Source organism: Nonomuraea sp. NPDC003754 (assembly GCF_053605785.1).
Map to the genome: position 1 here is coordinate 1 of NZ_JBSGJX010000027.1, position 22,381 is coordinate 22,381.

Genomic DNA, 22,381 nt, shown 5'->3' on the forward strand with positions numbered 1-22,381 from the left:
CTCACGCCGAACAAGACCACCACCACGGTGGCCATGGACTTCGGCAGGGTGTCGCTGGACAGGGACCTGATCCTGTACCTGTTCGGCACGCCCGGCCAGCACCGGTTCTGGTTCATGTGGGACGACCTGGTGCGCGGCGCCATCGGCGCGATCGTGCTGGTGGACACGCGGCGCCTGGCCGACTCCTTCCCCGCGATCGACTACTTCGAGGAGGCGAAGCTCCCCTTCGTGGTCGGGCTCAACGGGTGGGACGGGCATTTCCCGCACGTGGAGAACCAGGTGCGGGACGCGCTGACGCTCGCCCCGCACGTGCCGATCGTCCGGACGGACGCGCGCTCCCGTGAAGCGGTCAAGAGCACGCTCATCACGCTCGTCGAACACGCCCTGACCGTGCGCTCCTCCTACGGCCCCACCTTCTGACCGTCTACGGCCCCACCTTCTGGCCCGGACCCTGGCCCGCACCCGGCGGGCCCAGGTCCGGGGAGCGGGGCGTCAGGCGGTGCGCCACCAGTGGGCGGCGACCAGCTCGGCGACCAGCGTCTCGGTCAGCAGGGCCACGTCCGGATCCTCGTCGTGCCGGTAGCGGATCGCGGCGCGCTCGCCCTCCACGTGCCCGCCCACGGTGAGGACGGTGGAGCCGCGCTGCCGTACCCAGTCCATGGCCTGCTCGTCGTAGGCCGATCCGGGGAACAGCAGGGCGCGGTAGTCGAGGGTCTTGGTGAGGTAGACGTCCACGTGCGACCAGTCGCCGCTCTCGCACGCGTCGGCCGGCCTGCGCGGCCCCTCGCGGACCATCAGCGCGGACTGCTGGGCCGACGACAGCCGCTCGGCCGGGGCGATCGTGTAGACGCCGTTCGGCCCGTCGAGCAGGTCGAGGGCGGTCGGCAGCCACTCGTCGCGGCGGTCGAGCAGGTCGGAGGTGGCCTCGGCGGCCCGCCGTACCAGCTCGGGCAGGTCGCGGGGCGCGCCGGTGAGGTGCGACTCCAGCGCCAGCAGCAGGGCCAGCGTGTGCTGGAAGGTACGGCAGGCGACGCCGCCCCGCTCCTCGCCCGCCAGCATCGGGATGACCTGGTCGGCGCCCTCGGTGATCTTCGAGTCGGCGACGTTGGTGAGGGCGACGACGGGGGAGGGGCCGCCGGCGTAGCGGGCGAGGGCGTCGAGCGTCTCCCTGCTGCCGCCGGTCGCCGAGATCGGCACGACGAGCGTCTCGGGGCCGGCGGGGAAGGTGGCGGCGGCCGAGCCGTACTCGGCGTAGGCGTCGAAGCCCCTGGCCCGCAGGCGGAGCGCGGCGACGCTCGCGGCGTAGCGCGAGCTCCCCATGCCGAGGAACACCACTCGCCTGAGCCCCTCCGGCAGCGTCAGCGGTTCCTTCTCCAGCCACGCGGCCAGGTCGGCGAGGGCGGAGGGCTTGGCCTCCAGGTCGGCGTGGAACAGCTCGGGGTTCACGGGTTCTCCTCGGTGTAGCGGGTGCGCAGCACGCCCATGGGGGCGTAGCGCCAGCGGGGCAGGTGGCGCGCGGCGTAGATCAGCTCGCGGCACTCCTGCTCGATCTCGAACGGGCCGAGCAGGCGCTCGTCCAGCAGCTCGGCCCGGCCGGCGGCGCGCAGCCGCAGCCGGTAGGCCTCCAGGAAACCGGCTCTGGCGGCGGCGGCCCACGCGGCGGCGGCGGAGGGGGCGGTGCCGCGGCGCTTGACGGCCACCTGGGCGACGTGTTCCAGGCTGGTGGTGAGCTGGGCGACGTCGCGGGCGGCGGGCTGGTAGGGGTCGGCGTCGGCGACCGTGGGATTGCCGTCGAAGTCGATCACCGCGTATCCGTCGCGCCACTGGAGGATCTGGCCGACGTGGAAGTCGCCGTGGATGCGGATCCTCGGGGTGGTGACCGGGGTGGCCAGCGGGGCCAGCCCGGCGCGCAGGGCGGGCTCGTGGGCGCGCAGCCACGCGCCGTCCTCGCCGTCGGTGAGCGCGAGCGCCTCCTCCAGCGCCCCGGCCGCCCGGTCGAGCGCGGACTCCTGCCGCGAGAGGTCCGCCCCGCCGGGCTCGCCGCCCGCCGGTGACGGGGCCGCGTCCTGCGGGGAGCGCACTGGTGCCGGGGCCGCGTCCTGCGGGAGGCGTACTGGTGCCGGGGCCGCGTCCTGGGGAAGGCGCACTGGTGCCGGGGCCGCGCCGTCCGCCGCGGGGAAGGTGGCGAGCGCCAGGTGCAGGTCGGCGGCCAGCCGGCCGAGCGTGGCGGCGAAGCCGGTACGGCCCGCCTCCGCCTCGTCCACGCACCACTCCCACCCGTCCCTCGCCCCGGGCAGGTAGCCGGTCACCAGGGCCAGCAGCGTCTCGGCGCCCGACGGCTCGACCCTGGTGAGCGCCGCGTACGGCGGGGCGGTGTCCCGGAAGCCCGCCTCGGTCAGGTGCGCGAACGCCGCGAGCGTCGGGTGGGGCAGCGGCGCCGGCTCGGCCAGCCACTTCACCACGACCCGCTCGCCGACGACCACCGAGTGGTTGGTCTGGTCGACGTCGATGCCGCGCTCCCGCCAGGCGTCCCCGGCGCCGGGCTCGCCGGCGGTGCCGTACGGGGCGGGCATGGGCAGGTAGCGGCGGACCCTGAAGGGCTCGGGCACGGGGGCCGACAGCGCCGCCAGGAACGCCGCCGTGAACCCTTCACCGGCGCTGAGAGCGGCGGTGAGAGTTGGCCGGGAACTGGTCACGGCGCCGTCCTGATCGGTAACGTGATTCTTACGTGGGGCCGGCAGTCGTCGCCATATTGAATCGCGATTCAACACGTTTATCGAACTTCCTGGTGACAATGTCCGGAAAAGTCTTGCTCATGTTGATGTTGGCTGCAACACTCCTGCTTTGGTCTGCAGTGCCCGGTTGGTCGCGAGACCCCTCGTACATCTGAATCTAGAAGGAGTAGCGGCCGTGTCCCGTACCCGGTACACCCGTCGTCTTCCGGCCGTCGTGGCGGCGGCCGGGCTCGCGCTCGCCGTCGCGGCGTGCGGCGGTGAGTCGTCGACCGACAGCGCCAAGCCGGCACAGAGCGCGGCGCCGCTCAACGCCAAGGCCGACCTGTCCAAGCAGAGCCTGACGGTGACCGTGTGGCCGGGCTACACGCCCAAGGAACTGCCGGAGAAGGCCAAGGCCAAGCTGGGCGTCGCGGACGTGAAGGTCGTCGAGCACGACACCAACGAGACCGCGATGGCGAAGCTGACCGGGCAGGGCGGCGCGGGCGTCGACGTGGCCTTCGTCTCCGGCCAGTACGCCCAGGCGCTGGCGGCGGCGGGCCTGCTGGAGCCGATCCACCCCGAGCTGATCCCGAACCTCAGCAACCTCTACCCCGAGGCCACGCAGCTCTCCTACGACAAGGGCAACAAGATCTCCGTCCCCTACACCTGGGGCACGACGGGCATCTGCTACCGCAGCGACCTGGTCAAGGCCGAGCCGACCAGCTGGAAGGACATCCTGACGCCGCCGGCCTGGGCCGAGAAGAAGGTCACGATGATGACCACCGAGCGCTGGCTGGCCCTGCCCGCGCTCAAGTCGCTCGGCTACTCGGTCAACACCGACAAGGACGAGGAGATCGCCAAGGCGAAGGAGCTCCTCCTCGCGGCCAAGCCCAAGCTGCTCCAGTACGACGACGTGACCTTCGGCGACAAGCTGAAGTCCGGCGAGGCCGTCATGGTCGAGGCGTGGGACGGCTGGTGCCCCACCACGGACCCGAAGAACAACATCAAGTTCGTGGTCCCCAAGGAGGGCAGCGACCTCTGGGTGGACACCATGGTGATCATGAAGTCCTCCAAGAACAAGGAGGCCGCGCACGCGCTGATCAACTACATCCTCGACCCCGAGATCCACAGCTGGGCGGCCGCCAACATCAACTACAAGGTCCCGAACAAGGCGGCCATGGACAAGGTCCAGATCCCCGAGGGGTCGCTGCTCGGCATCTCGCCCGCCGAGCTGCTCCAGGGTGAGTCGATCATCGACCTGGGAGAGGCGGCGACCAAGTTCACCCGCCTGTCGACCGAGGTCGCGGCCAAGTAAGCGTGAAGACCGTGGGTAAGGCCCGGCCGGTGTCCCCTCGGTGGGGGCGCCGGCTGGGCGCGTTCGTGTTCCTGGGGCCCGGCATCGCCTACCTGGCGGTGCTGATGCTGGTCCCGCTCGTCCTGGTGCTCAGCTACACCGTCTTCAGGCGCGGCCGCTTCGGCGGGATCGTCTACGAGTTCACGACGGAGAACTTCACCAGGCTGCTCGATCCGCTCTACCTGGACGTGGTCCTGGAGTCGATCGAGCTGGCCACGCTGACCACCGTGTTCGCGCTCCTGCTCGGCTACCCGACGGCGTACCTGATCGCCAGGCTGCCGCGCACGTGGAAGACGATCGCGCTGGTCGCGATCGTCCTGCCGTTCTGGACGAACTTCATCATCAGGATCTACGCGTGGACGATCCTGCTGAGCGGCCCCGGCCTGATCAACTCCGCGCTGGGCACGCAGTTCGAGCTGCTCTACAACCAGGGCGCGATGGTCACCGGCCTGCTCTACTCCTACCTGCCGCTCATGGTGCTGCCGCTGTACGCCGCCATCGAGAAGCTCGACCCGCAGCTGCGCGAGGCCTCGGCCAACCTGGGAGCCTCGGCCTTCACCACCTTCAGGCGCGTGACGCTCCCGCTCACGCTGCCGGGCGTGGCCACCGGCTGCCTGTTCGTCTTCGTGCCGAGCTTCGGCAACTTCGTCATCCCGGAGATCCTCGGCGGCGGACGCTCGGCCACGGTCGGCACGCTGATCCGCACGGAGTTCCTCAAGTCACGTGACTGGCCGTTCGGCTCCACCCTGGCGCTCGCCGTGATCCTGGTCCTGGTCGTGCTGCTCGTCGTCCAGTCGTGGGTGAACCGCCGTGGGTAAGCCGCGCTTCCTCTACGTGCCGTTCTGGCTGACCTACGTCTTCCTCTACGCGCCGATCCTCGTGCTCCTGGTGATGTCCTTCAACGCGGGCCGCTCGCCGTACGTCCACGAGGGCTTCAGCCTCAAGTGGTACGGCGTGCTCGCGCAGGACGAGAAGATCCTCAAGGGCCTGGCCAACACGCTGATCGTGGCGGCGGGCTCGACCGTGCTCGCCACCGTGCTCGGCACGATGCTGGCGGTGGGACTGGCCAGGTACACCAGGTCCAAGCTGCTCGACGCGCTCGGCCTGATGCCCGCCATCCTGCCCGACCTGGTGCTGGCCATCGGCCTGCTGGTCTTCTACGACGTGGTGAAGTTCAGCCTCGGCCTGCACTCGGTGATCCTGGCGCACGCGCTGTTCGGCATGGCGTTCGTCGCCGCCGTCGTGCGCACCAGGCTCACCCACGCCGACTCCTCGCTGGAGGAGGCCTCACGCGACCTCGGGGCCGGACCCGTCACCACCTTCGTCAGGGTGACGCTGCCGCAGCTCGTGCCCGGCATCGTCGCCGGCGCGCTGCTGGCCTTCACCCTGTCGATCGACGAGTTCGTCATCGCGTTCTTCACGGCGGCGCCGACCGAGCCGACGCTGCCGATCGTCATCTACTCAATGGTCAGGTTCGGGGTGACCCCGGAGATCAACGCGCTCGCCTCGATCCTGCTGCTGGTGAGCTTCACCGTGGTGATCGTCGCCCAGCGCATGACGAAGATCGGGGAGATTCGTGCTCAAGATTGACGGCGTCACCCGCAGGTTCGGAGACGTCACCGCGCTCGACAACGTCTCGCTCGAGATCGAGCAGGGCGAGTTCTTCGCCCTGCTCGGCCCCTCCGGCTGCGGCAAGACCACGCTGCTGCGCATCCTGGCCGGCTTCGAGACGCCCGACGCGGGCACGGTCACCCTCGACGGCGACGACCTGCTGTCGATGCAGCCGAACCGGCGGCCGATCAACCTGATGTTCCAGTCCTACGCGCTGTTCCCGCACATGACCGTGGCCAAGAACATCGCCTACGGCCTGGAGCAGGAGAAGCTCGGCAAGGTCGAGATCAGGCAGCGGGTCGGCGAGGTGCTGGAGACCATCGGGCTGGCCGAGATGGCCGGACGCAAGCCGTCCCAGCTGTCCGGCGGCCAGCGCCAGCGCGTCGCCCTGGCCAGAGCGATCGTCAAGCGCCCGCGGCTGCTGCTGCTCGACGAGCCGCTGTCCGCGCTGGACAAGAAGGTCCGCGCGGGCATGCAACTGGAGCTCAAGCGGCTGCAGCACGAGGTCGGCATCACCTTCGTCGTGGTCACCCACGACCAGGAGGAGGCCATGTCGCTCGCCGACCGGATCGCGGTCTTCCAGACGGGCCAGGTGCGCCAGGTGGACGAGCCGGTCGCGCTGTACGAGCGGCCCCGCACGCCGTTCGTGGCCGACTTCGTCGGTGCCAACAACCTCTTCGAGGGTACGGCGGTGCCGGGCGGCCTCGAGGTCCCCGGACTGGGCGTCCTGCCCGCCGAGAGCGCCGAGATCGAGGATCCTGAGATCGCCGAGCCCGACGACGCGGCGTCCGAGAAGCCGGTGTCCGAGGAGCCGTCGTCTGAGGAGCCGTCGTCTGAGGAGCCGGTGTCCGAGGATGCGGTGTCCGAAGGCGCCGAGTCCGAGGGTGCCGCGACCGACGGCCCCGATTCTCCCGATGCCGAGTCCGACGGTGCTGAGTCTGACGGTGCTGAGAGCGAGGGAACCGACGCCGAGGGTGCGGAGCCCGAGCGTGCCGAGTCAGAGGACACCGCGACCGACGGCGCCGAGTCTGACGGTGCCAAGGCCGAGGGTACCGACGGCAAGGTCGCGGAGACCGAGCGTGCCGAGTCCGACGGTGCTGAGACTGACGGTGCTGAGACCGATGGCGCTGAGAGTGAGAGAACTGACGCCGAGGGTGCGGAGCCCGAGCGTGCCGAGTCAGAGGACACCGCGACCGACGGCGCCGAGTCTGACGGTGCCAAGGCCGAGGGTACCGACGGCAAGGTCGCGGAGACCGAGCGTGCCGAGTCTGATGGCGCCAACGCAGAGGGAACCGACGGCAAGGACGCCGAGTCTGACGGTGCTGAGACCGAGGACGGCGAGGCCGAGGGCGGCGAGGCCGAGGGCGGCGAGGCCGAGGGCGGCGAGGCCGAGGGTGGCGAGAGCAAGGGCAGGAAGGCGCTGCTGGCCGTGCGGCCGGAGAAGGTGCGGCTGTCCGATGAGATGTCCGGCGAGGGCCTGCCCGGCACCGTGGTCGATGTGAGCTTCTACGGTGGCATCTCGCACATCGCGGTCACCGTGGAGGGCCGGGACAAGCCTGTCCTGGTGGCCCAGCAGGGCGCCGCGAAGGTCGAGGCGGGCGCCCAGGTCCGGCTCGACTGGGACGCCCACGACGCGGTGCTGATCCGGGAAGGTTGAGTCAGTGGGGAGCCAGCTGGCAGCCGGTGGCCGCTCGGGCATAGCTCAGTATCAGCTCCACGGCCTCCTCGGGGCCGATGAGCGGATGCCTGGCCGTGATGCGATAGCCGTAGGCGTCCTCCAGGGCCACCAGGTTGCGCGCGATCGTCAGCGAGTCGGTGGCCAGGGTGAACACGCCGAGCGCCGTCCCGGTGTCCAGGACCGCCTGGTACATCGACACCTGGCGGTCGTACAGGGTCGTCAGCAGCAGGCCGTAGATCCGGTTGCGGCCGGCGGCCCCGCCGAGCTCGTTCAGCAGCCGCACGTCCGGGTCGAGCGGCCCGGTCGGCAGTCCCGAGCGGATGGTGACGACCAGCTTGCGGGCGGGGTCGCTGATCGCGGAGATCTGCCGCATGCGGTGCTCGTAGAAGCGCTCCACGCTGGCGTGGTGGGCCTCGACCAGCAGCTCGCTGAGGTCGGGGTAGTGGTAGAGCACCGCGCCCGAGGTCAGTCCGGCCTCCTCGGCCACGTGCGTCAGCTGCACCCCGTCGATGCCGTGGCGGACGATGGCCCGCCGGGCCGCCTCGATGAGGTCGATCCGCCGGTCCGAGCGACTCTTGCGCGCGGTCACCAGCACCCCCGTTCCTGTGGCGTCATTAAGGTCATGCGGGCACATACTGCCTTGAAGTTGACCATCCCGCTAGACAGTATTTGAATTGAAATTCAACTGAGTGTCCCCCCGGAGTTGATCATGTCTCTCACCATCCTGTTCATGCCCGAGAGCGCGTACGGACCCACGAACAACAGCATCGGCATCGGTGACATCCTGCGCCGCAGGGGGCACCGGGTGGTCTTCGCCGCCGAGGCGTCGTGGAAGGGCAAGCTCGAGGCGCTCGGCTTCGAGGAGGACCTGGTGGACCTGGCGCCGCCCGCCGAGGAGGAGCAGGACGCCGGCCAGTTCTGGAAGGACTTCATCCGCGACACGGCTCCGGAGTACCGCAAGAGCACCAAGGAGCAGCTCGAGACCGTCACCAAGCCGATCTGGGACGCCCTGATCGACGGCGTGAAGTACTGCGAGCCGCAGCTCAAGGCGATCATCGAGCGGGTGCAGCCCGACATCATCGTCGAGGACAACGTCATCACCTTCCCCGCGCTGCTGACGACGGGCAAGAAGTTCGTCAGGATCGTCTCCTGCAACCCGCTGGAGGTTCGCGGCGAGGGGATCCCGCCGGTCTTCTCCGGCCTGCCCTCCGGCGACCGCGGCGAGTGGGACGCCTTCGTCGCCGAGTACGACCGCACCCACCGCGAGATCTGGACCGCCTTCAACGAGTGGTGCGTCGAGCAGGGCACCCGGCCGCTGCCCGACCTCGACTTCATCCACGAGGGCGACCTGAACCTCTACGTCTACCCCGAGCTGCTCGACTACACCGACGCCCGCCCGCTCGGTCCGAGCTGGCACCGCCTCGACTCCTCGGTCCGCGAGACCGACGAGGACTTCGCGCTGCCCTTCGAGCGCGCCGACGGCGCGCTGGTCTACTTCTCGCTCGGCTCGCTCGGCTCGGCCGACGTGGAGCTCATGCAGCGCGTCATCGACGTGCTGGCCACCACGCCGCACCAGTACATCGTCTCCAAGGGCCCGCTGCACGAGGAGATCAAGCTCGCTGACAACATGTGGGGCGCGGAGTTCGTCCCGCAGACGAAGATCATCCCGCAGGTCGACCTGGTCATCACCCACGGCGGCAACAACACCACCACCGAGGCGATCCACTTCGGCAAGCCGATGATTCTGCTGCCGCTGTTCTGGGACCAGTACGACAACGCCCAGCGCGTGGACGAGCTCGGCTACGGCGTGCGCCTGTCCACCTACTCCTTCACCGACGAGGAGCTCACGGGCGCGCTGGACCGCCTGCTCGGCGACACCGAGCTGCGCGCCAGGCTGGCCGCCGCGGGTGAGGAGATCCGCCGGCGTGACGGCCTGCGCAAGGCCGCCGACCTGATCGAGCAGCTCGGCAAGTAAGCCACGCCTGACCGACCGTCTGAGGGGAACGCCGTCGCGCGTTCCCCTCAGACGTGGTCTCCGGCCGTCACGGCAGGCGACCGACCCGATCGTTTCCGAGGAAAGACACCATGCGTCAACTGATCAACCCGGCCACCGGCCTGCCGTTCGCCGAGCTGCCCGACACGCCCGTCCACGAGGTGGCCGAGGTCGTCCGGCGGGCCAGGGCGGCCTTCGAGGAGTGGTCGCAGGCGACCCCCGCCGAGCGTGCCCGCGTGCTGCTGCGCCTGGCCGACCTGGTGGAGGCCGACGCCGAGGAGCTGACCAGGCTCGAGGTGGAGGAGACCGGCAAGCCCGCGGCCGTCTTCAGGGACGGCGAGCTGCCCTTCGCCGCCGACAACCTGCGCTTCTTCGCCGGGGCCGCGCGCTCGCTGGAGGGCAGCGGGGCCGGGGTGCTCAGCGCCGGCTACACCTCGGTGCTGCTGCGCCGTCCCGTCGGGGTGGTCGGCTCGATCGCGCCGTGGAACTTCCCCTTCGTCATGGCGGTGTGGAAGCTCGGCCCGGCCCTGGCCGCGGGCAACGCGGTAGTGATCAAGCCCGCGCCTAACACGCCGCGCACGACCGTCCGGCTGGCCGAGCTGATCGCCAAGGCTGGCGCGCCCGCGAACCTGGTGCAGGTCGTGACCGGCGACGCCGAGGTGGGCGAGGCGCTGGTGACCGACCCGGGCGTGGACATGGTGAGCGTCACGGGCTCCACCGAGACCGGCCGGGCGGTCATGACGGGAGCGGCGCGCACGCTCAAGCGGGTGCATCTGGAGCTCGGCGGCAAGGCGCCCGCCCTGGTCTTCGAGGACGCCGACCTGGCCGAGACCGCGCGCGGTGTGGCCATGGGCGCGACCTACAACACCGGCCAGGACTGCACCGCCGCCACCCGCGTCTACGTCGCCCGCCAGGTGTACGGCGACGCGGTGGAGGCCATCCGCGCTACGCTGGCCGAGATCGAGGTCGGCGACCCCTGGAGCCCCACGACGGACATCGGGCCGCTGATCTCCGCCGCGCACCGCGACCGGGTCCACGGCTTCGTGACCCGCGCGGCCGCCGACTCCGGTGGCGAGGTGGTCTGCGGCGGCGCCCCGATCGACGCGCCCGGCTTCTTCTACCCGCCCACCCTCATCGCGGGCCCGCGGCAGGACAGCGAGGTCGTGCAGGGTGAGCTTTTCGGTCCCGTGCTTGTCGTGCTGCCCTTCGACGGCGAGGAGGAGGCGGTCAGGCTGGCCAACGACACCCGCTACGGCCTGGCCTCCTCGGTCTGGTCGCGTGACGTGGCCAGGGCCATGCGCGTCTCGCACCGGCTGGACGTCGGCGTGACCTGGGTCAATGATCACTTGCCCATCGCCAGCGAGGCCCCGCACGGCGGCGTCAAGGGCAGCGGGTTCGGCAAGGACATGAGCCAGGAGGCGGTGCAGGAGTACTCTGTGACCCGCCATTTGATGATCAAGCACGCGGCTCCGGCCGAGCGGGACTCGTTCCGGCCGGCCTAAACGGCGTGTGGCGTTATGGGCGAAAAAGCCGGATTTATGGGTGTTTAGCGAGCTTTGTCTCGTTCGCTGATCTGGTCAGGTTGTGTTCCAATTACGATCGCTCCTGCAATCCCATGCGCCACATGCGTGTCAGAGATTTCCCGAGCACGTATGGCGAGAGGTAGCGACACTCAGTGAGGACGGAAAACCCCCGGCACGCCGCCCCGGGGGAGGACACAGGCAAGCAGCCCGGGCCGGGCGGTCGTTTCCAGCTGGGCAACTGGCGGGTGCGATCGCGCCTCATCCTGCTCATCCTGATTCCCACGGTCGTGGGCGTCCTCCTCGCGGGTATCCAGCTTGCCAACTCCATCGGCACCGCGTCCGAGTACCGCCGCCTGACCCAGGTGGCCGAGCTCGTGCAGCGGCTCGGCGCGCTCTCCCACGAGCTCGGCAAGGAACGGGCGCTCACCGCCTGGTACATCGCCGACAACCGCCGCGCCGGCCGCCTTTCCCAGCTGCGCAACCAGCGGGACGTCGTCGACGCGGGCAAGAAGAAGGTGCTCGACAGCGCCAGGGCGATCGACGAGGCCCACCCGCTCCGCGTGCGCCACGAGGTCGAGGAGGTGGTCCGCTGGCTCGAGGGCCTCGACGGGCTCCGCGACTCGATCATCGGCGACAGCGACAGCGTTCCCCCCCGAGCGGCGATCAAAACCTTCACCTCCATGATCGACGTCATGGAGGGCCTGCAGGGCGAGCTCATCGCCGAGGGCAACAACGAGGGCCTGCTCGGTGACGCCACCGCCCTCGGCGCGCTGGAGCGCGCCAAGGAGGAGGTCTCCCGCCAGCAGGTCATCCTCGTCGTCGCGCAGATCGAGCGCAGCCTCGACTACGACGACCTGTCCGACTTCCTCGGCTCGTGGAACGCCCAGCAGGCCGAGCTGGCCGTCTTCGAGTCCGAGGCGGCGGGCGACGACCTGGCCTTCTACCGCAAGATGGTCCGCGGCCAGGAGGTCGACCGCGCCGACGCCATGCGCCAGCGCGCCCTGGCCCAGATGCGCGAGTACAAGGAGATCCGCGACCTCGACATCACCTCGCGCCGCGACCTCAAGCTCTGGTACGACAGCACCGAGCAGACGGTCGACACCATGCGCAAGGTCGAGGACCAGCTGGCCACCTCCATCGTGGCCCAGACCAGGGAACTGGCCGACGCCGAGCAGCGCAACGCCATCGTCTCCGGCGCGGTCATCCTCGTGCTGCTGCTGCTCGTGCTGCTGATCACCACCAGGGTGGCCGGTTCGCTCGTGCGGCCGCTGCGCAGGCTGCGCGCCGAGGCGCTGGAGGTGGCCGGCCATACGCTGCCCGACACCGTCCGCATCCTGCGCGAGTCCGGCGACGGCGCGGCCATCCCCGAGGTGCCCTCCATCGGCGTGCTCACCCGCGACGAGATCGGTGAAGTGGCCAGGGCCTTCGACGAGGTCCACCGCGAGGCCATCCGGCTGGCCGGTGACGAGGCCAAGCTGCGCGCCAACGTCAACGCGATGTTCGTCAACCTCTCCCGCCGTAGCCAGACCCTGGTCGAACGCCAGCTCCAGCTCATCGAGGGCCTGGAGAACGGCGAGGAGAACGAGCAGCGCCTGTCCGACCTGTTCAGGCTCGACCACCTGGCCACCCGCATGCGCCGCAACAGCGAGAACCTCCTGGTCCTCGCCGGCCAGGAGGCCGCCCGCAAGTGGACGCAGCCCGTCGAGCTCGTCGACATCGCCCGCGCGTCGCTGTCGGAGGTCGAGGGCTACGAGCGCGTCAACATCCAGGTGCCGACCGGCACACTGGTGGCGGGCCCCGCGGTCACCGACGTCGTCCACCTGCTCGCCGAGCTGATCGAGAACGCCATCTCGTTCTCCCCGCGGGAGACCAAGGTCAGCGTCTCCAGCAACCGCGCCGAGAACGGCGTGATGATCGCGGTCGTCGACCTCGGCATCGGCATGAGCGCCGACGAGGTCGCGCAGGCCAACTGGCGCCTGGCCAACCCGCCCGTCGTCGACGTGTCGGTCTCGCGCCGCATGGGCCTGTTCGTGGTCGGCCGGCTGGCGCTGCGCCACGGCATCACGGTGCAGCTGCGCTCGCAGCCCTCCGGCGGCGTCACCGCGCTGGTCGTGCTGCCCGACACGCTGCTGGTCAGCGCGTCCGCCCCGGCCCAGACCGGCTTCCCCTTCCCGCAGACCCAGGGCTCCTTCAGCCCGTTCGACTCGCCCGTCATGGCCGCCCCCGTCGCCCCGTTCGGCATGGACAGCCCGGACGTGCGCGGGTTCGACGAGCCGATGCACACGCCGTGGCCCGGCACGCTGCCCCCGCCCGGAGGCAACACCGCGTGGCCGTCCATGGGCGAGGAGTCCGCCTTCGGCACGGCCGACGCCGAGGCCGCCACGAGCGGCCCGTCCGACAGCGCCTTCCCCAGCGGCACGTTCACCGACAGCGGGTCGCGCGAGCAGGGCTTCGCCGACACGGGATTCTCCACCGGCTCCTTCTCGGACAGCTCCTTCTCGGACGGCGCTTTCTCCGACAGCGCCTTCTTCGACGGCGGATCGCGCGAAGGCGACGGCGGGTCCCGCGAGAGCGCCTTCTCCGACGGCGGGTCCCGCGAGAGCGGCTTCGCCGACAGCGGTTTCTCCGACAGTGGCTTCTCCGACAGTGCTTTCTCCGAGGGTGGCTTCTCCGAAGGCGGCTTCTCCGCCAACGGCCAGCGCCCCGGCGGTGCCGGGGCGTCCGGCGGGCTCGCCGACCGCGGCTGGCCGTCCGCGGTGTCCGGCACGCCCGAACCGGCCTTCGACCCGTTCTCCAGGAGCCTGCCCGAGCCGGACCCGCGGTCGATGGACGCCTTCGGCCGCCCGCTCGAGCCTGAGGCCAACTCCGCCTTCGACCACGTCAAGCGCGACCCCGCCGGCGCGTTCGGCTCCCCGGGCAACGACTCCCACAGCTCCTTCATGGGGCTGCCGGAGGCCGACATGACCGGCCCGCTGCCCGTCGTGCGGAGCTCCCCGATGGACGAGGACGGGGAGGAGTTCCTGCCGATCTTCTCCTCCGTCGGATCCGACTGGTTCCGCCGGCCCGACCCCGAGGAGCTGAAGGCCGCCAGGGAGAGCACGCGGGAGGAGGCGGACCCCGAGCCGTCCCCACGCCCTCGCCTCTCCGGCGAGCAGCCGCCGGCGCCGGAAGGCCGCCCGCAGGGGCTGCCGCAGCGCCGGCCGGGCGAGAGCATGTCCACCTCGTGGTCCTCGCCCGCCGACAGCGGTTTCCAGGCCGCGCGCGCCGCCGCGCAGCCCGCCCAGGGCGGCACGACCTCCTCGGGCCTGCCGCGCAGGGTCCCCAAAGCCAACCTGGTCCCCGGTACGGCGAGCACGCCGGAGAGCGCGCCGCCCGAGGTGCCCGCGCCGGTCTCGCCCGACCGGGTGCGCAGCCGCCTGTCGAGCTTCCAGCAGGGAGTGCGGCAGGGCCGTGAATTCACTCGCGACCACGCCCGCGAGAACAAGGAGGACAGATGAGAGAGCTGAGTCAGGGCGCCCGCGGCGTCAACTGGCTGATCACCGACTTCGTGAACAACGTGCCCGGTGTCGCGCACACCGTGGTCGTGTCGTCCGACGGTCTGCCGCTTGCCTACTCCGAGGGATTCCCCAAGGACAGGGCCGACCAGCTCGCCGCGGTCGCCTCCGGTGTGATCAGCCTCACCCAGGGCGCGGCCAGGGTGTTCGAGGGCGGCATGGTCACCCAGACGGTGATCGAGATGCAGCGCGGCCTGTTGATGATCATGTCGATCAGTGATGGGTCGTGCCTGGCGGTGCTGGCCGCGGCCGACTGTGACATGGGCCTGGTGGCGTACCAGATGACGCTGCTGGTGGAGCGGGCCGGTCAGGTGCTGACACCTGCCGTACGGGCCGAGCTGCAGGCGGCGCGTCCCCGCTAGCGGGGGCGTGAGATGGGGGACAGGAGAAGGCTGTGACAGATCAGGGTTGGGCTGGTGATAACAATCAGGGGCGACATGGGGCCCCACGCCCTCAGGGGCCGAGCTCGCTGGTCAGGCCGTATGCCGTGACCGGTGGGCGCACGGCGCCCAGGGTGAAGTTCGCGATGGAGGCGTTGGTCTCCTCCGCCACATCCGAACATCGCGATCTTTCTCTCCTCAGTCCGGAGTACCAAGCGATCATCCAGTTGTGCCGGTCGGTCAGGTCGGTCGCGGAGGTCTCCGCTCTCTTAAAGGTCCCGCTCGGCATCACCCGGGTGCTGATCGCGGACATGGCGTCCGAGGGCTTGATCCGCGTCCACCAGCCGCAGCTGGAGGCGGGTAAGCCGGATCTCAACCTGCTGGAAAGGGTGCTAAGTGGACTTCGCAGGCTCTAGCGGCCTGACCTCGACGAAGATCGTCGTGGCGGGCGGGTTCGGTGTGGGCAAGACCACGTTCGTCGGTGCGGTGTCGGAGATCCTGCCGCTCACCACGGAGGCGGTCATGACCGACGCGTCGGCGCACATCGACGACGTGTCGCTCACGCCGAACAAGACCACCACCACGGTGGCCATGGACTTCGGCAGGGTGTCGCTGGACAGGGACCTGATCCTGTACCTGTTCGGCACGCCCGGTCAGCACCGGTTCTGGTTCATGTGGGACGACCTGGTGCGCGGCGCCATCGGCGCGGTCGTGCTGGTCGACACCCGCAGGCTCGCCGACAGCTTCCCCGCGATCGACTACTTCGAAGAGGCGAAGCTCCCCTTCGTGGTCGGGATCAACGGGTGGGACGGCCAGTACCTCCACGCGGAGGAGGAGGTGCGGGAGGCGCTCACGCTCTCCCCGCACATCCCGCTGGTCCGTCTCGACGCCAGGTCGCGCGACTCGGTGAAGAGCACCCTCATCACCCTCGTGGAGCACGCGCTCACCAGCCACGTGGGCCCCCGCGGCTGACAACCGCGGGGCCCCGTGGCCCGGAGCTGGAGTTCGGCCGGGGTTTACGGCTATTGTCGGCTCTGATCATGGTGGTGAACCCCCTCACCGGCGAGCCCGAGCGGCCGCTGTCGCCGGTCTCGCCCGAGGAGCTGGCCGCGACGGCGGACGCCCTGCGCGCGCGGTCGGCGGCCTGGCGCGTGGCCGAAAGGGCGGCGGCGCTGTCCGCCTTCGGCGCGGCGCTCGCCCGCGACGACGATCTGCTGGCCGCGCTGGTCGCCGACACCGGCCGCCGCGCCGAGTCGGAGATCGAGCGGCGCGCGGTGGCCGCGATCGTCGACCGGTGGGTACGGCAGGCGCCCGCCCTCCTGGCCGACCGGCCCGACGAGCCCGCCGCGATCCCCGGCGTCGTCGTGGGCGGCGAGGCGGTGCCGTACGAGCTGGTCGGCGTGATCAGCCCGTGGAACTTCCCTCTCCTGCTCGGCCTGATCGACGCGGTGCCCGCCCTCGCCGCCGGGTGCGCGGTGCTGGTCAAGCCCAGCGAGCTGGCCCCCCGATTCATCGAACCGCTCATGCGGCTGGTGCCGTCCGAGCTGCCGCTGCGCGTCGTCGAAGGCGACGCGGAGACGGGGCGGGCGCTGGTGGGGCTGGTGGACGCGCTGGTGTTCACCGGGAGCGTCGCCACCGGCAGGAAGGTCGCCGAGGCCGCCGCCCGCGCCTTCATCCCCGCCTTCCTCGAACTGGGCGGCAAGGACCCCGCCGTCGTGCTGGCCGGCGCCGATCTCGACCGGGCGGCCACCGCCGTCCTGCGCGGCGGCACCGCCAACGCCGGGCAGGCCTGCCAGTCGATCGAGCGCGTCTACGTCGCCCGCGAGGTCTTCGCCGACTTCCTCGCCCGCCTGGTGGCCAAGGCCGAGCGGACGGCGCTGACCTGCGAGGGGGGCACCGTGGGGCCCCTGGTGAGGACCGGCGTCATCCCCGCGCACATCGACGACGCGGTCGCGCGGGGCGCCGTCGTGCACACCGGCGGATCGATCGAACGGCACGGCGGCGGCCACTGGATGCGGCCCACCGTGCTGTCGAACGTCGACCACTCCATGCGGGTCATGACCGAGGAGACCTTCGGCCCCGTCCTGCCCGTGATGCCCTTCGACGGTGTCGACGAGGCGGTCACGCTGGCCAACGACTCCGCCTACGGCCTGTCGGCCGCCGTGTTCGCGGCCACCGAGGAGGAGGCCAGGCGGGTGGCGGCCCGCCTGCGGGTGGGCGCGGTGAGCGTCAACGACGCGGCGCTGACCGCCTTCGTCCACGAGGGCGAGAAGCACTCCTTCAACCTGTCCGGGCTCGGCGGCTCCCGCATGGGCCCGGCCGCCGTCACCCGTTTCGTCAGGCGCAGGGCCCACCTGGTGAACCGGTCACCCCGATCCGTCTGGAGCGTGTAGCCATGGGACTTCGCGCGGAGATGCCGCTGCTGGCCAGGCACGAGGGCGAGTGGGAGGGAACCTACCGCCACCTCGACAGCCTGGGCCAGGTCGTGGACCTGCACCGCTCCCGCCTGACCTGCTCGATCGTCGACGACCGCGCCTACCACCAGGTCAACGAGTACGTCTGGGACGACGGCAGGACCGAGCGCCACGAGTTCCCCGGCACCTACCTGGGCGGCGGGCGCTGCGCCTTCGACACCGAGCGGATCAGGGGCGAGTTCTGGGAAGTCGACGCCACCACCATCTATCTGACCTGGGTCTTCAAGGCGGAGGACGCGGACCTGCGGCTGTTCGAGCTGATCGTCCTGAGCGATGACGGCACGACGCGCAGCAGGGTGTGGCAGTGGATCGAGGCGGGGGTGTGCGTGCGCCGCACGCTGATCGACGAGAAGCGCGTCGGGTGAGCGCCTACCGGGCACTCGCCCTGCAGGTCAGGACCACCGCGGTGAACGGCTCGGCGGACCCGCGCGCGCTCGTCGCCTCCGCGATCGGCCGGATCGCCGCCCAGGCCGCGGCGGCCAAGGCGTGGATCGGCCCCGACCTGCGGCTCGTGGTGCTTCCCGAGTACGTGCTCACCGGTTTCCCCTTCGGCGAGAGCGCCGCCGAGTGGCGGGACAGGGCGGCCCTGGCCCCCGACGGCCCCGAGTACCGGGAGCTGGGCGAGATCGCCCGTGGCAACGACCTGTTCCTGTGCGTCAACGCCTACGAGAGCGACCCGCACTTCCCCGAGCTGTTCTTCCAGGCCACCGTCATCCTCGACCCGGCGGGCGAGGCCGTCCTGCGCTACCGGCGGCTGCACTCGATGTTCTCGCCGACGCCGTACGACGTGTGGGAACGCTACCTCGACGTCTACGGCCTGGACGCCGTCCTTCCCGTCGCCCGTACCGAGCTCGGCAACCTGGCCGTGCTGGCCTCCGAGGAGATCCTCGTCCCTGAACTGGCCAGGGCGCTGGCGTTGCGCGGCGCCGAGGTCTTCTGCAACCCCACCTCCGAGGCCTCCTCGCCCGCGCTCACCCCCAAGGCGATCGCCCGGCGGGCCAGGGCCGTCGAGAACCTCGCCTACGTCGTCTCCGCCAACAGCGGGGGGCTGGAGGGGCTGCCGATCCCCGGCGACTCCACCAGCGGCGGCTCCGAGATCCTCGACTTCGAGGGCCGCCCGCTGGCCCAGGCGGCACAGGGGGAGTCGCTGGTGGCCGCCGCCGAGCTCGACCTGGCCGCGCTGCGCCGCTTCCGCCGCCGCCCCGGCATGGGCAACCTGCTGGCCAGGGTGAAGCCCGCGCTGTGGGCCGAGGAGTACGGCTGGCACGACGTCGAGCGCCCCGACGGCCTCGCCGCGGGGCCGCCCACCAGGCGGTGGTTCGTCGAGCGCCAGCAGGCGGCGATCAGGCGGCTGTACGGCCCCGATGCCACCTGAGCGCCCGCCGCTCCACCGCGAGGAAGACCCCGTTGAGCACCACGCCGAGCACGCCGAGCAGCACGATGCCCGCCCACATCGCGGGGATGTCGAAGCTGCCCTCGGCCTCGCGCATGCGGTGCCCGATGCCCTCGCTGCTCGCGTAGAGTTCCGAGATCACCATCATGATCAGGGCGAGTGCCACGCTCAGCCGCAGCCCGGCGAAGATCTTGGGCCCGGCCGCCGCCAGCACGATCGGCCAGCGGCGCAGGCGGAACACCTGGGCGGTGTCGAGGTACTGCCGGTCGGCGTAGCGGGCGCCGTCCATCGAGTTGATGAGCACCGGCCACAGCACGCCGTAGACGATCGCGGCCAGCTGGATCGGCGTGCCGACCCTGAAGAACACCAGGAACACCGGCAGCAGCGCGGCGGGCGGCACCGACCTGCCGAAGTGGATCAGCGGCTCCACCAGTGCCGCCAGCCACCGGGAGCGGCCCAGGACCAGGCCCAGCACGACGCCCGCCGCCGCGGCCACCGCCCATCCGGCGGCGAGCCTGGCCAGGCTCGGCAGCAGGTCGCCGCCGGCCTCCTCGGTGAGGAACAGGCGCGCGGGCGGTCCCGCGAACCACATCTCGCGCATCCTGGCCAGGATCATGGAAGGGGGCGGGAAGTAGACCGCGCCGATCGCCCTGGTGGCCGTCTCCCAGGCGACGGCCGCGACGGGCAGCAGCCAGTACCACGCCAGCCGCCTGATCACGCCGCCTCCCCCGCTCTGGCCCGGTGCCAGCCGAACAGCCGCCGCTCGGCGGCGGTGAACAGCGCGTTGGCGCCCAGCCCCAGCGCACCTGCCCAGATGGTGGCCGCCAGCATCCTGTCGATCCGGTTGGCGCTGCCGGCCTGCACCAGGAAGGTGCCGATGCCGCCGGCGCCACCGGCGATCAGCTCGACGCTGACCGCGACGATCAGCGTGACCGAGACCGCGATGCGCACGCCGGTGGCGATGAACGGGGCGGTGCTCGGCAGGGAGACGCGCCACAGGACGGCGAGCGGGCCGAAGCCGAAGCCGCGCAGGGTGTCCTTGGCGAGGGGGTCGACGTCGGCCAGGCCGTACATGGTGTTGATCAGCAGGGGCCAGGAGCAGGTGTAGACGACCAGCGCGGTCTTGGCGTCCTGGCTGTCGGTCCAGACGAACATCGCCAGCGGGATCAGCGACAGCGACGGGATCGGGCGCAGGAACTCCACCAGCGGCCGGACCGACCGTTCGACCGCGGGCACCGAGCCGAGCAGCAGCCCCGCGGGCACCGCCGTGACCACCGCGATCAGCAGCCCGGTCACGCACGCGGCGAGGGTGACGCCGACGTCGGCGAGGAACGCGCCGTCGGCCGCCAGCCCGGCCGCGGTCACGAGCACGACGGACACGGGCGGCAGGACCGCGATCAGCCCGGTGCGTCCCGCGGCCTCCAGCAGGAGCAGGAAGCCGAGGACGCCCACGACGCCCAGCGCCTTGGTCATCCGATCCCGGCGGGGATCAGCGTGGTGACGTCGGGCTTGGCCTTGAGGTAGCCGTAGCCGTGCAGCAGGTCGGCCAGCTTCTGGAAGCCGGCCTTGTCGACCTCGGTGGAGAACTGGCCGAGCTTCATCGCCGACGCCACCTCGGCCGGGATCTGCGTGTAGGTCGGGACGACGGCGTCGACGGCCGCGCGGTCGGTCGCGGCGATCTGCTGCGCCTTGGCCAACGCGCGGTGGAAGGCGGCGGCCGTCTTCGGGTTCTTGGCCAGCCAGTCCTCCGACACGCCCCACGCGTCGAGCGGCAGGCCCGCCGTCGGCCCGGAGGTGGTGTCGATGATCTCCACCGCGCCGTTCTTCCTGGCCGCGCTCAGGAACGGCTCGACCAGCCAGGCGGCGTCGATCTTCTTCGTGGACAGCGCCGTGAGCTGGTCGGCGAACGGCACGGCGACGAACTTGACCTCCTCCGGCTTGACGCCCGCCTGCTGCAGGTGCGCGTTGGTGAGGGTCTGGCCGAGCGCCTTGAGCACGTTGACGCCGATCGTCCTGCCCTTGAGGTCGGCCGCGGACTTGATGGGGGAGTCCTTGGGAACCACGACGCCGGCGATGCCGGGGGCGGTCGTCTGCACGTGCTGGAACAGCTTCAGCTTGGCCGCGCCGGAGTCGTTGATGGCCAGCAGCGAGACGTAGCTGGTCAGGAAGGCGTCCATGCTGCCGTTGAGGATCTTCGGCATGACCGCCTGAGGCGCCTGGATGATCTCGGTCTTGACCGTCAGGCCCTCGGCCTTGAACAGGCCGTTCTTCTCGGCGATGAACAGCGCCGCCGACGACGGCACCGGCACCACGCCGACGGTCAGCGTCGTCTTCTCCTGGCCCGCCTCACCGCCAGTGCCGCCGCCCCCGCCGCCGCATGCGGCCAGGGCCGTCACCAGAACGATCGTCAGTGCGGCTCGCTTCACGCGTTGGTCCTCTCGACGCCGCGCACGAGGCGTCCGACCTCGGCGCGCAGGTGGACGAAGTCGGGGTGCTCGCGAGTGGAGATCTGGTCGCGCGGAGAGGGCAGCTCCACCTTCAGGTCGCCCACGACGTGGGCCGGTGCCTTGGACAGCACCACGACCCTGTCGCCGACGTAGACGCTCTCGTCGATGTCGTGGGTGATGAGCACGATGGTCATCTGGTGGTGCCCGCGCACCTGCAGGACGAGGTCCTCCAGGTCCTCCCTGGTCTGCGCGTCGACCGAGCCGAACGGCTCGTCCATCAGCATCAGCTTGGGCCGGTAGGCCAGCGCCCTGGCGATGGCGACCCGCTGCTGCATGCCGCCCGACAGCTGGAAGGGGTACTTCTTGCCGGCTCCCTCGAGGCCGACCGACTCCAGCGCCTCCTGGGCGGCCGCCCTGCGCTGCTGCTTGTCCATGCCCTTGCGGCGCAGCGGCAGCGCCACGTTGTCGGCGACGCTCATCCAGGGGAACAGCGAGCGGCTGTAGTCCTGGAAGACGACGGCCAGGTTGTCGGGCGTCTGCTTGACCAGCTCGCCGGCGATGCGGACCTCTCCTCCCGTCGGCTGGATGAGCCCGGCGATGGAGCGAAGGAGCGTGGACTTGCCCGCCCCCGAGGGCCCGACGATGCACAGCAGCTCGCCCTCGGAGACGCTGAGGTTCAGCCCTTCGATGGCGTGGTGGGCGCCGGATCCACTGCCGTAGACGTGGGAGAGGTTCGATATCTCAAGCACGCTGAATCCTCGTGGCGCAGGGGCTAAATATGATCCAAACTCTATCGGAGCCCTCGAGTGAGGGGCTATGTTATGCCCGATTTGTCAGCATTTAGGAGTAAATGCGAAATGTTTACCGCAGCTGAGATTTCCTATCTGGCCAGCCAGACTTTCGGCAGGCTCGCCACCGCCAATGCCGACGGACGTCCGCACGTGGTGCCGGTGCGCTTCCACTTCGACATGGAGCATGGCGCGATCGAGATCGGCGGGCGCGACCTGCCGGGAAGAGGGCAGAACAGGCGTTACCTGAGCGACATCGAGGAGAACCCGCGTGTGGCCTTCGTCGTCGACGACTTTGACGAGATGCCCCGCGGTGTCTGCCTGCACGGCGAGGCGAAGACCCAGCCCGAGGGCGGCGAGCGCCTCGGGCCAGGCTTTGGCCCGAGGTGGCTGCGCGTCATGCCGACCATGGTGTCGGCATGGGGCTTCGACACTCCCTCGTACGAGCCGCCCAACCGTCGCACCCGCTGAG

General features: G+C 70.7%; 22 protein-coding genes. 15 read left to right on the forward strand and 7 right to left on the reverse strand.

Annotated elements, in window-relative coordinates:
• Positions 1–420 (forward strand): GTP-binding protein (locus ACWEVS_RS29070; protein WP_452554127.1); only part of this gene is annotated, 420 nt, incomplete at its 5' end.
• Positions 421–492: 72 nt separating this feature from the next.
• Here ACWEVS_RS29070 and ACWEVS_RS29075 read toward each other — a convergent pair.
• On the reverse strand, positions 493–1,446 hold the full coding sequence (locus ACWEVS_RS29075) for an SIS domain-containing protein (protein WP_449931704.1): 954 nt from the start codon (positions 1,444–1,446) through the stop codon (positions 493–495).
• Positions 1,443–2,696 carry a hypothetical protein gene (locus tag ACWEVS_RS29080; protein WP_452554128.1) on the reverse strand — a complete coding sequence of 418 codons (1,254 nt, stop codon included), beginning with the start codon at positions 2,694–2,696 and terminating at the stop codon, positions 1,443–1,445. Before ACWEVS_RS29080 ends, ACWEVS_RS29075 begins: the two co-directional genes overlap by 4 nt.
• Positions 2,697–2,910: 214 nt before the next feature.
• Here ACWEVS_RS29080 and ACWEVS_RS29085 point away from each other — a divergent pair, with 214 nt between their 5' ends.
• From ACWEVS_RS29085 to ACWEVS_RS29100, 4 genes are read left to right on the forward strand one after another with little or no spacing between them, the layout of a single operon-like run.
• Complete coding sequence (locus ACWEVS_RS29085) at positions 2,911–4,029, forward strand: polyamine ABC transporter substrate-binding protein (protein WP_354923085.1); 1,119 nt, start codon at positions 2,911–2,913, stop codon at positions 4,027–4,029.
• Between the two features lie 29 nt (positions 4,030–4,058).
• Positions 4,059–4,886: an ABC transporter permease gene (locus ACWEVS_RS29090; protein ID WP_452419213.1), complete on the forward strand. Its 828-nt coding sequence runs from the start codon at positions 4,059–4,061 to the stop codon at positions 4,884–4,886.
• Positions 4,879–5,658 (forward strand): ABC transporter permease, encoded by a 780-nt coding sequence (locus ACWEVS_RS29095; RefSeq protein WP_449931710.1) that lies wholly within the window; start codon positions 4,879–4,881, stop codon positions 5,656–5,658. The genes ACWEVS_RS29090 and ACWEVS_RS29095 overlap by 8 nt, the downstream gene beginning before the upstream one ends.
• The gene (locus ACWEVS_RS29100; protein ID WP_452554129.1) at positions 5,645–7,336 is read left to right on the forward strand and encodes an ATP-binding cassette domain-containing protein; all 1,692 of its coding nucleotides are present in this window, start codon (positions 5,645–5,647) and stop codon (positions 7,334–7,336) included. Before ACWEVS_RS29095 ends, ACWEVS_RS29100 begins: the two co-directional genes overlap by 14 nt.
• Position 7,337: 1 nt before the next feature.
• On the opposite strand, the gene ACWEVS_RS29105 is transcribed toward ACWEVS_RS29100, so the two are convergent.
• A complete protein-coding gene (locus ACWEVS_RS29105) occupies positions 7,338–7,952 on the reverse strand; it encodes a TetR/AcrR family transcriptional regulator (RefSeq protein ID WP_449931714.1) in 615 nt (204 codons plus the stop codon).
• A 114-nt stretch (positions 7,953–8,066) separates the two neighbouring features.
• Between ACWEVS_RS29105 and ACWEVS_RS29110 the strand changes: the two genes are divergently transcribed.
• The 9 genes from ACWEVS_RS29110 (at position 8,067) to ACWEVS_RS29150 (ending at position 18,656) form a co-directional block, all read left to right on the forward strand.
• Complete coding sequence (locus tag ACWEVS_RS29110; RefSeq protein WP_449931716.1) at positions 8,067–9,332, forward strand: glycosyltransferase; 1,266 nt, start codon at positions 8,067–8,069, stop codon at positions 9,330–9,332.
• A gap of 110 nt (positions 9,333–9,442) precedes the next feature.
• Positions 9,443–10,852 carry an aminobutyraldehyde dehydrogenase gene (locus ACWEVS_RS29115; protein ID WP_449931718.1) on the forward strand — a complete coding sequence of 470 codons (1,410 nt, stop codon included), beginning with the start codon at positions 9,443–9,445 and terminating at the stop codon, positions 10,850–10,852.
• 173 nt (positions 10,853–11,025) lie between these two features.
• Positions 11,026–14,370, forward strand: a complete 3,345-nt coding sequence (locus ACWEVS_RS29120; protein ID WP_452419209.1) for a nitrate- and nitrite sensing domain-containing protein — start codon at positions 11,026–11,028, stop codon at positions 14,368–14,370.
• Complete coding sequence (locus tag ACWEVS_RS29125; protein WP_354923062.1) at positions 14,367–14,789, forward strand: roadblock/LC7 domain-containing protein; 423 nt, start codon at positions 14,367–14,369, stop codon at positions 14,787–14,789. The genes ACWEVS_RS29120 and ACWEVS_RS29125 overlap by 4 nt, the downstream gene beginning before the upstream one ends.
• A 107-nt stretch (positions 14,790–14,896) precedes the next feature.
• The gene (locus ACWEVS_RS29130) at positions 14,897–15,223 is read left to right on the forward strand and encodes a DUF742 domain-containing protein (protein WP_354923097.1); all 327 of its coding nucleotides are present in this window, start codon (positions 14,897–14,899) and stop codon (positions 15,221–15,223) included.
• A gap of 4 nt (positions 15,224–15,227) precedes the next feature.
• The gene (locus tag ACWEVS_RS29135) at positions 15,228–15,779 is read left to right on the forward strand and encodes a GTP-binding protein (protein ID WP_452419257.1); all 552 of its coding nucleotides are present in this window, start codon (positions 15,228–15,230) and stop codon (positions 15,777–15,779) included.
• Between the two features lie 68 nt (positions 15,780–15,847).
• The gene (locus ACWEVS_RS29140; protein WP_452554130.1) at positions 15,848–17,200 is read left to right on the forward strand and encodes an aldehyde dehydrogenase family protein; all 1,353 of its coding nucleotides are present in this window, start codon (positions 15,848–15,850) and stop codon (positions 17,198–17,200) included.
• 2 nt (positions 17,201–17,202) lie between these two features.
• Entirely contained in the window at positions 17,203–17,646 is a 444-nt protein-coding gene (locus tag ACWEVS_RS29145; protein ID WP_449929576.1) for a DUF3598 family protein, read from the forward strand.
• Positions 17,643–18,656: a nitrilase-related carbon-nitrogen hydrolase gene (locus ACWEVS_RS29150; RefSeq protein WP_449929574.1), complete on the forward strand. Its 1,014-nt coding sequence runs from the start codon at positions 17,643–17,645 to the stop codon at positions 18,654–18,656. Before ACWEVS_RS29145 ends, ACWEVS_RS29150 begins: the two co-directional genes overlap by 4 nt.
• Here ACWEVS_RS29150 and ACWEVS_RS29155 read toward each other — a convergent pair.
• From ACWEVS_RS29155 to ACWEVS_RS29170, 4 genes are read right to left on the reverse strand one after another with little or no spacing between them, the layout of a single operon-like run.
• Positions 18,625–19,392 carry an ABC transporter permease gene (locus ACWEVS_RS29155; RefSeq protein ID WP_452554131.1) on the reverse strand — a complete coding sequence of 256 codons (768 nt, stop codon included), beginning with the start codon at positions 19,390–19,392 and terminating at the stop codon, positions 18,625–18,627. The genes ACWEVS_RS29150 and ACWEVS_RS29155 overlap by 32 nt on opposite strands.
• Positions 19,389–20,147, reverse strand: coding sequence for an ABC transporter permease (locus tag ACWEVS_RS29160; protein WP_449929570.1), 759 nt, complete (start codon positions 20,145–20,147; stop codon positions 19,389–19,391). The genes ACWEVS_RS29155 and ACWEVS_RS29160 overlap by 4 nt, the downstream gene beginning before the upstream one ends.
• The gene (locus ACWEVS_RS29165) at positions 20,144–21,100 is read right to left on the reverse strand and encodes an ABC transporter substrate-binding protein (RefSeq protein ID WP_452419200.1); all 957 of its coding nucleotides are present in this window, start codon (positions 21,098–21,100) and stop codon (positions 20,144–20,146) included. Before ACWEVS_RS29165 ends, ACWEVS_RS29160 begins: the two co-directional genes overlap by 4 nt.
• The gene (locus tag ACWEVS_RS29170; protein WP_452554132.1) at positions 21,097–21,870 is read right to left on the reverse strand and encodes an ABC transporter ATP-binding protein; all 774 of its coding nucleotides are present in this window, start codon (positions 21,868–21,870) and stop codon (positions 21,097–21,099) included. Before ACWEVS_RS29170 ends, ACWEVS_RS29165 begins: the two co-directional genes overlap by 4 nt.
• 108 nt (positions 21,871–21,978) lie before the next feature.
• Here ACWEVS_RS29170 and ACWEVS_RS29175 point away from each other — a divergent pair, with 108 nt between their 5' ends.
• Positions 21,979–22,380 carry a pyridoxamine 5'-phosphate oxidase family protein gene (locus ACWEVS_RS29175; RefSeq protein WP_452554133.1) on the forward strand — a complete coding sequence of 134 codons (402 nt, stop codon included), beginning with the start codon at positions 21,979–21,981 and terminating at the stop codon, positions 22,378–22,380.
• The last annotated feature ends 1 nt before the right edge of the window (position 22,381 follow it).

Excerpts from the sequence above, each read along its gene's own strand:
- ACWEVS_RS29110 (WP_449931716.1), top strand. The coding sequence starts at position 8,067 with ATGTCTCTCACCATCCTGTTCATGCCCGAGAGCGCGTACGGACCCACG.
- ACWEVS_RS29175 (WP_452554133.1), top strand. The coding sequence starts at position 21,979 with ATGTTTACCGCAGCTGAGATTTCCTATCTGGCCAGCCAGACTTTCGGC.
- ACWEVS_RS29115 (WP_449931718.1), top strand. The coding sequence starts at position 9,443 with ATGCGTCAACTGATCAACCCGGCCACCGGCCTGCCGTTCGCCGAGCTG.
- ACWEVS_RS29140 (WP_452554130.1), top strand. The coding sequence starts at position 15,848 with ATGGTGGTGAACCCCCTCACCGGCGAGCCCGAGCGGCCGCTGTCGCCG.
- ACWEVS_RS29160 (WP_449929570.1), bottom strand. The coding sequence starts at position 20,147 with ATGACCAAGGCGCTGGGCGTCGTGGGCGTCCTCGGCTTCCTGCTCCTG.
- ACWEVS_RS29125 (WP_354923062.1), top strand. The coding sequence starts at position 14,367 with ATGAGAGAGCTGAGTCAGGGCGCCCGCGGCGTCAACTGGCTGATCACC.
- ACWEVS_RS29145 (WP_449929576.1), top strand. The coding sequence starts at position 17,203 with ATGGGACTTCGCGCGGAGATGCCGCTGCTGGCCAGGCACGAGGGCGAG.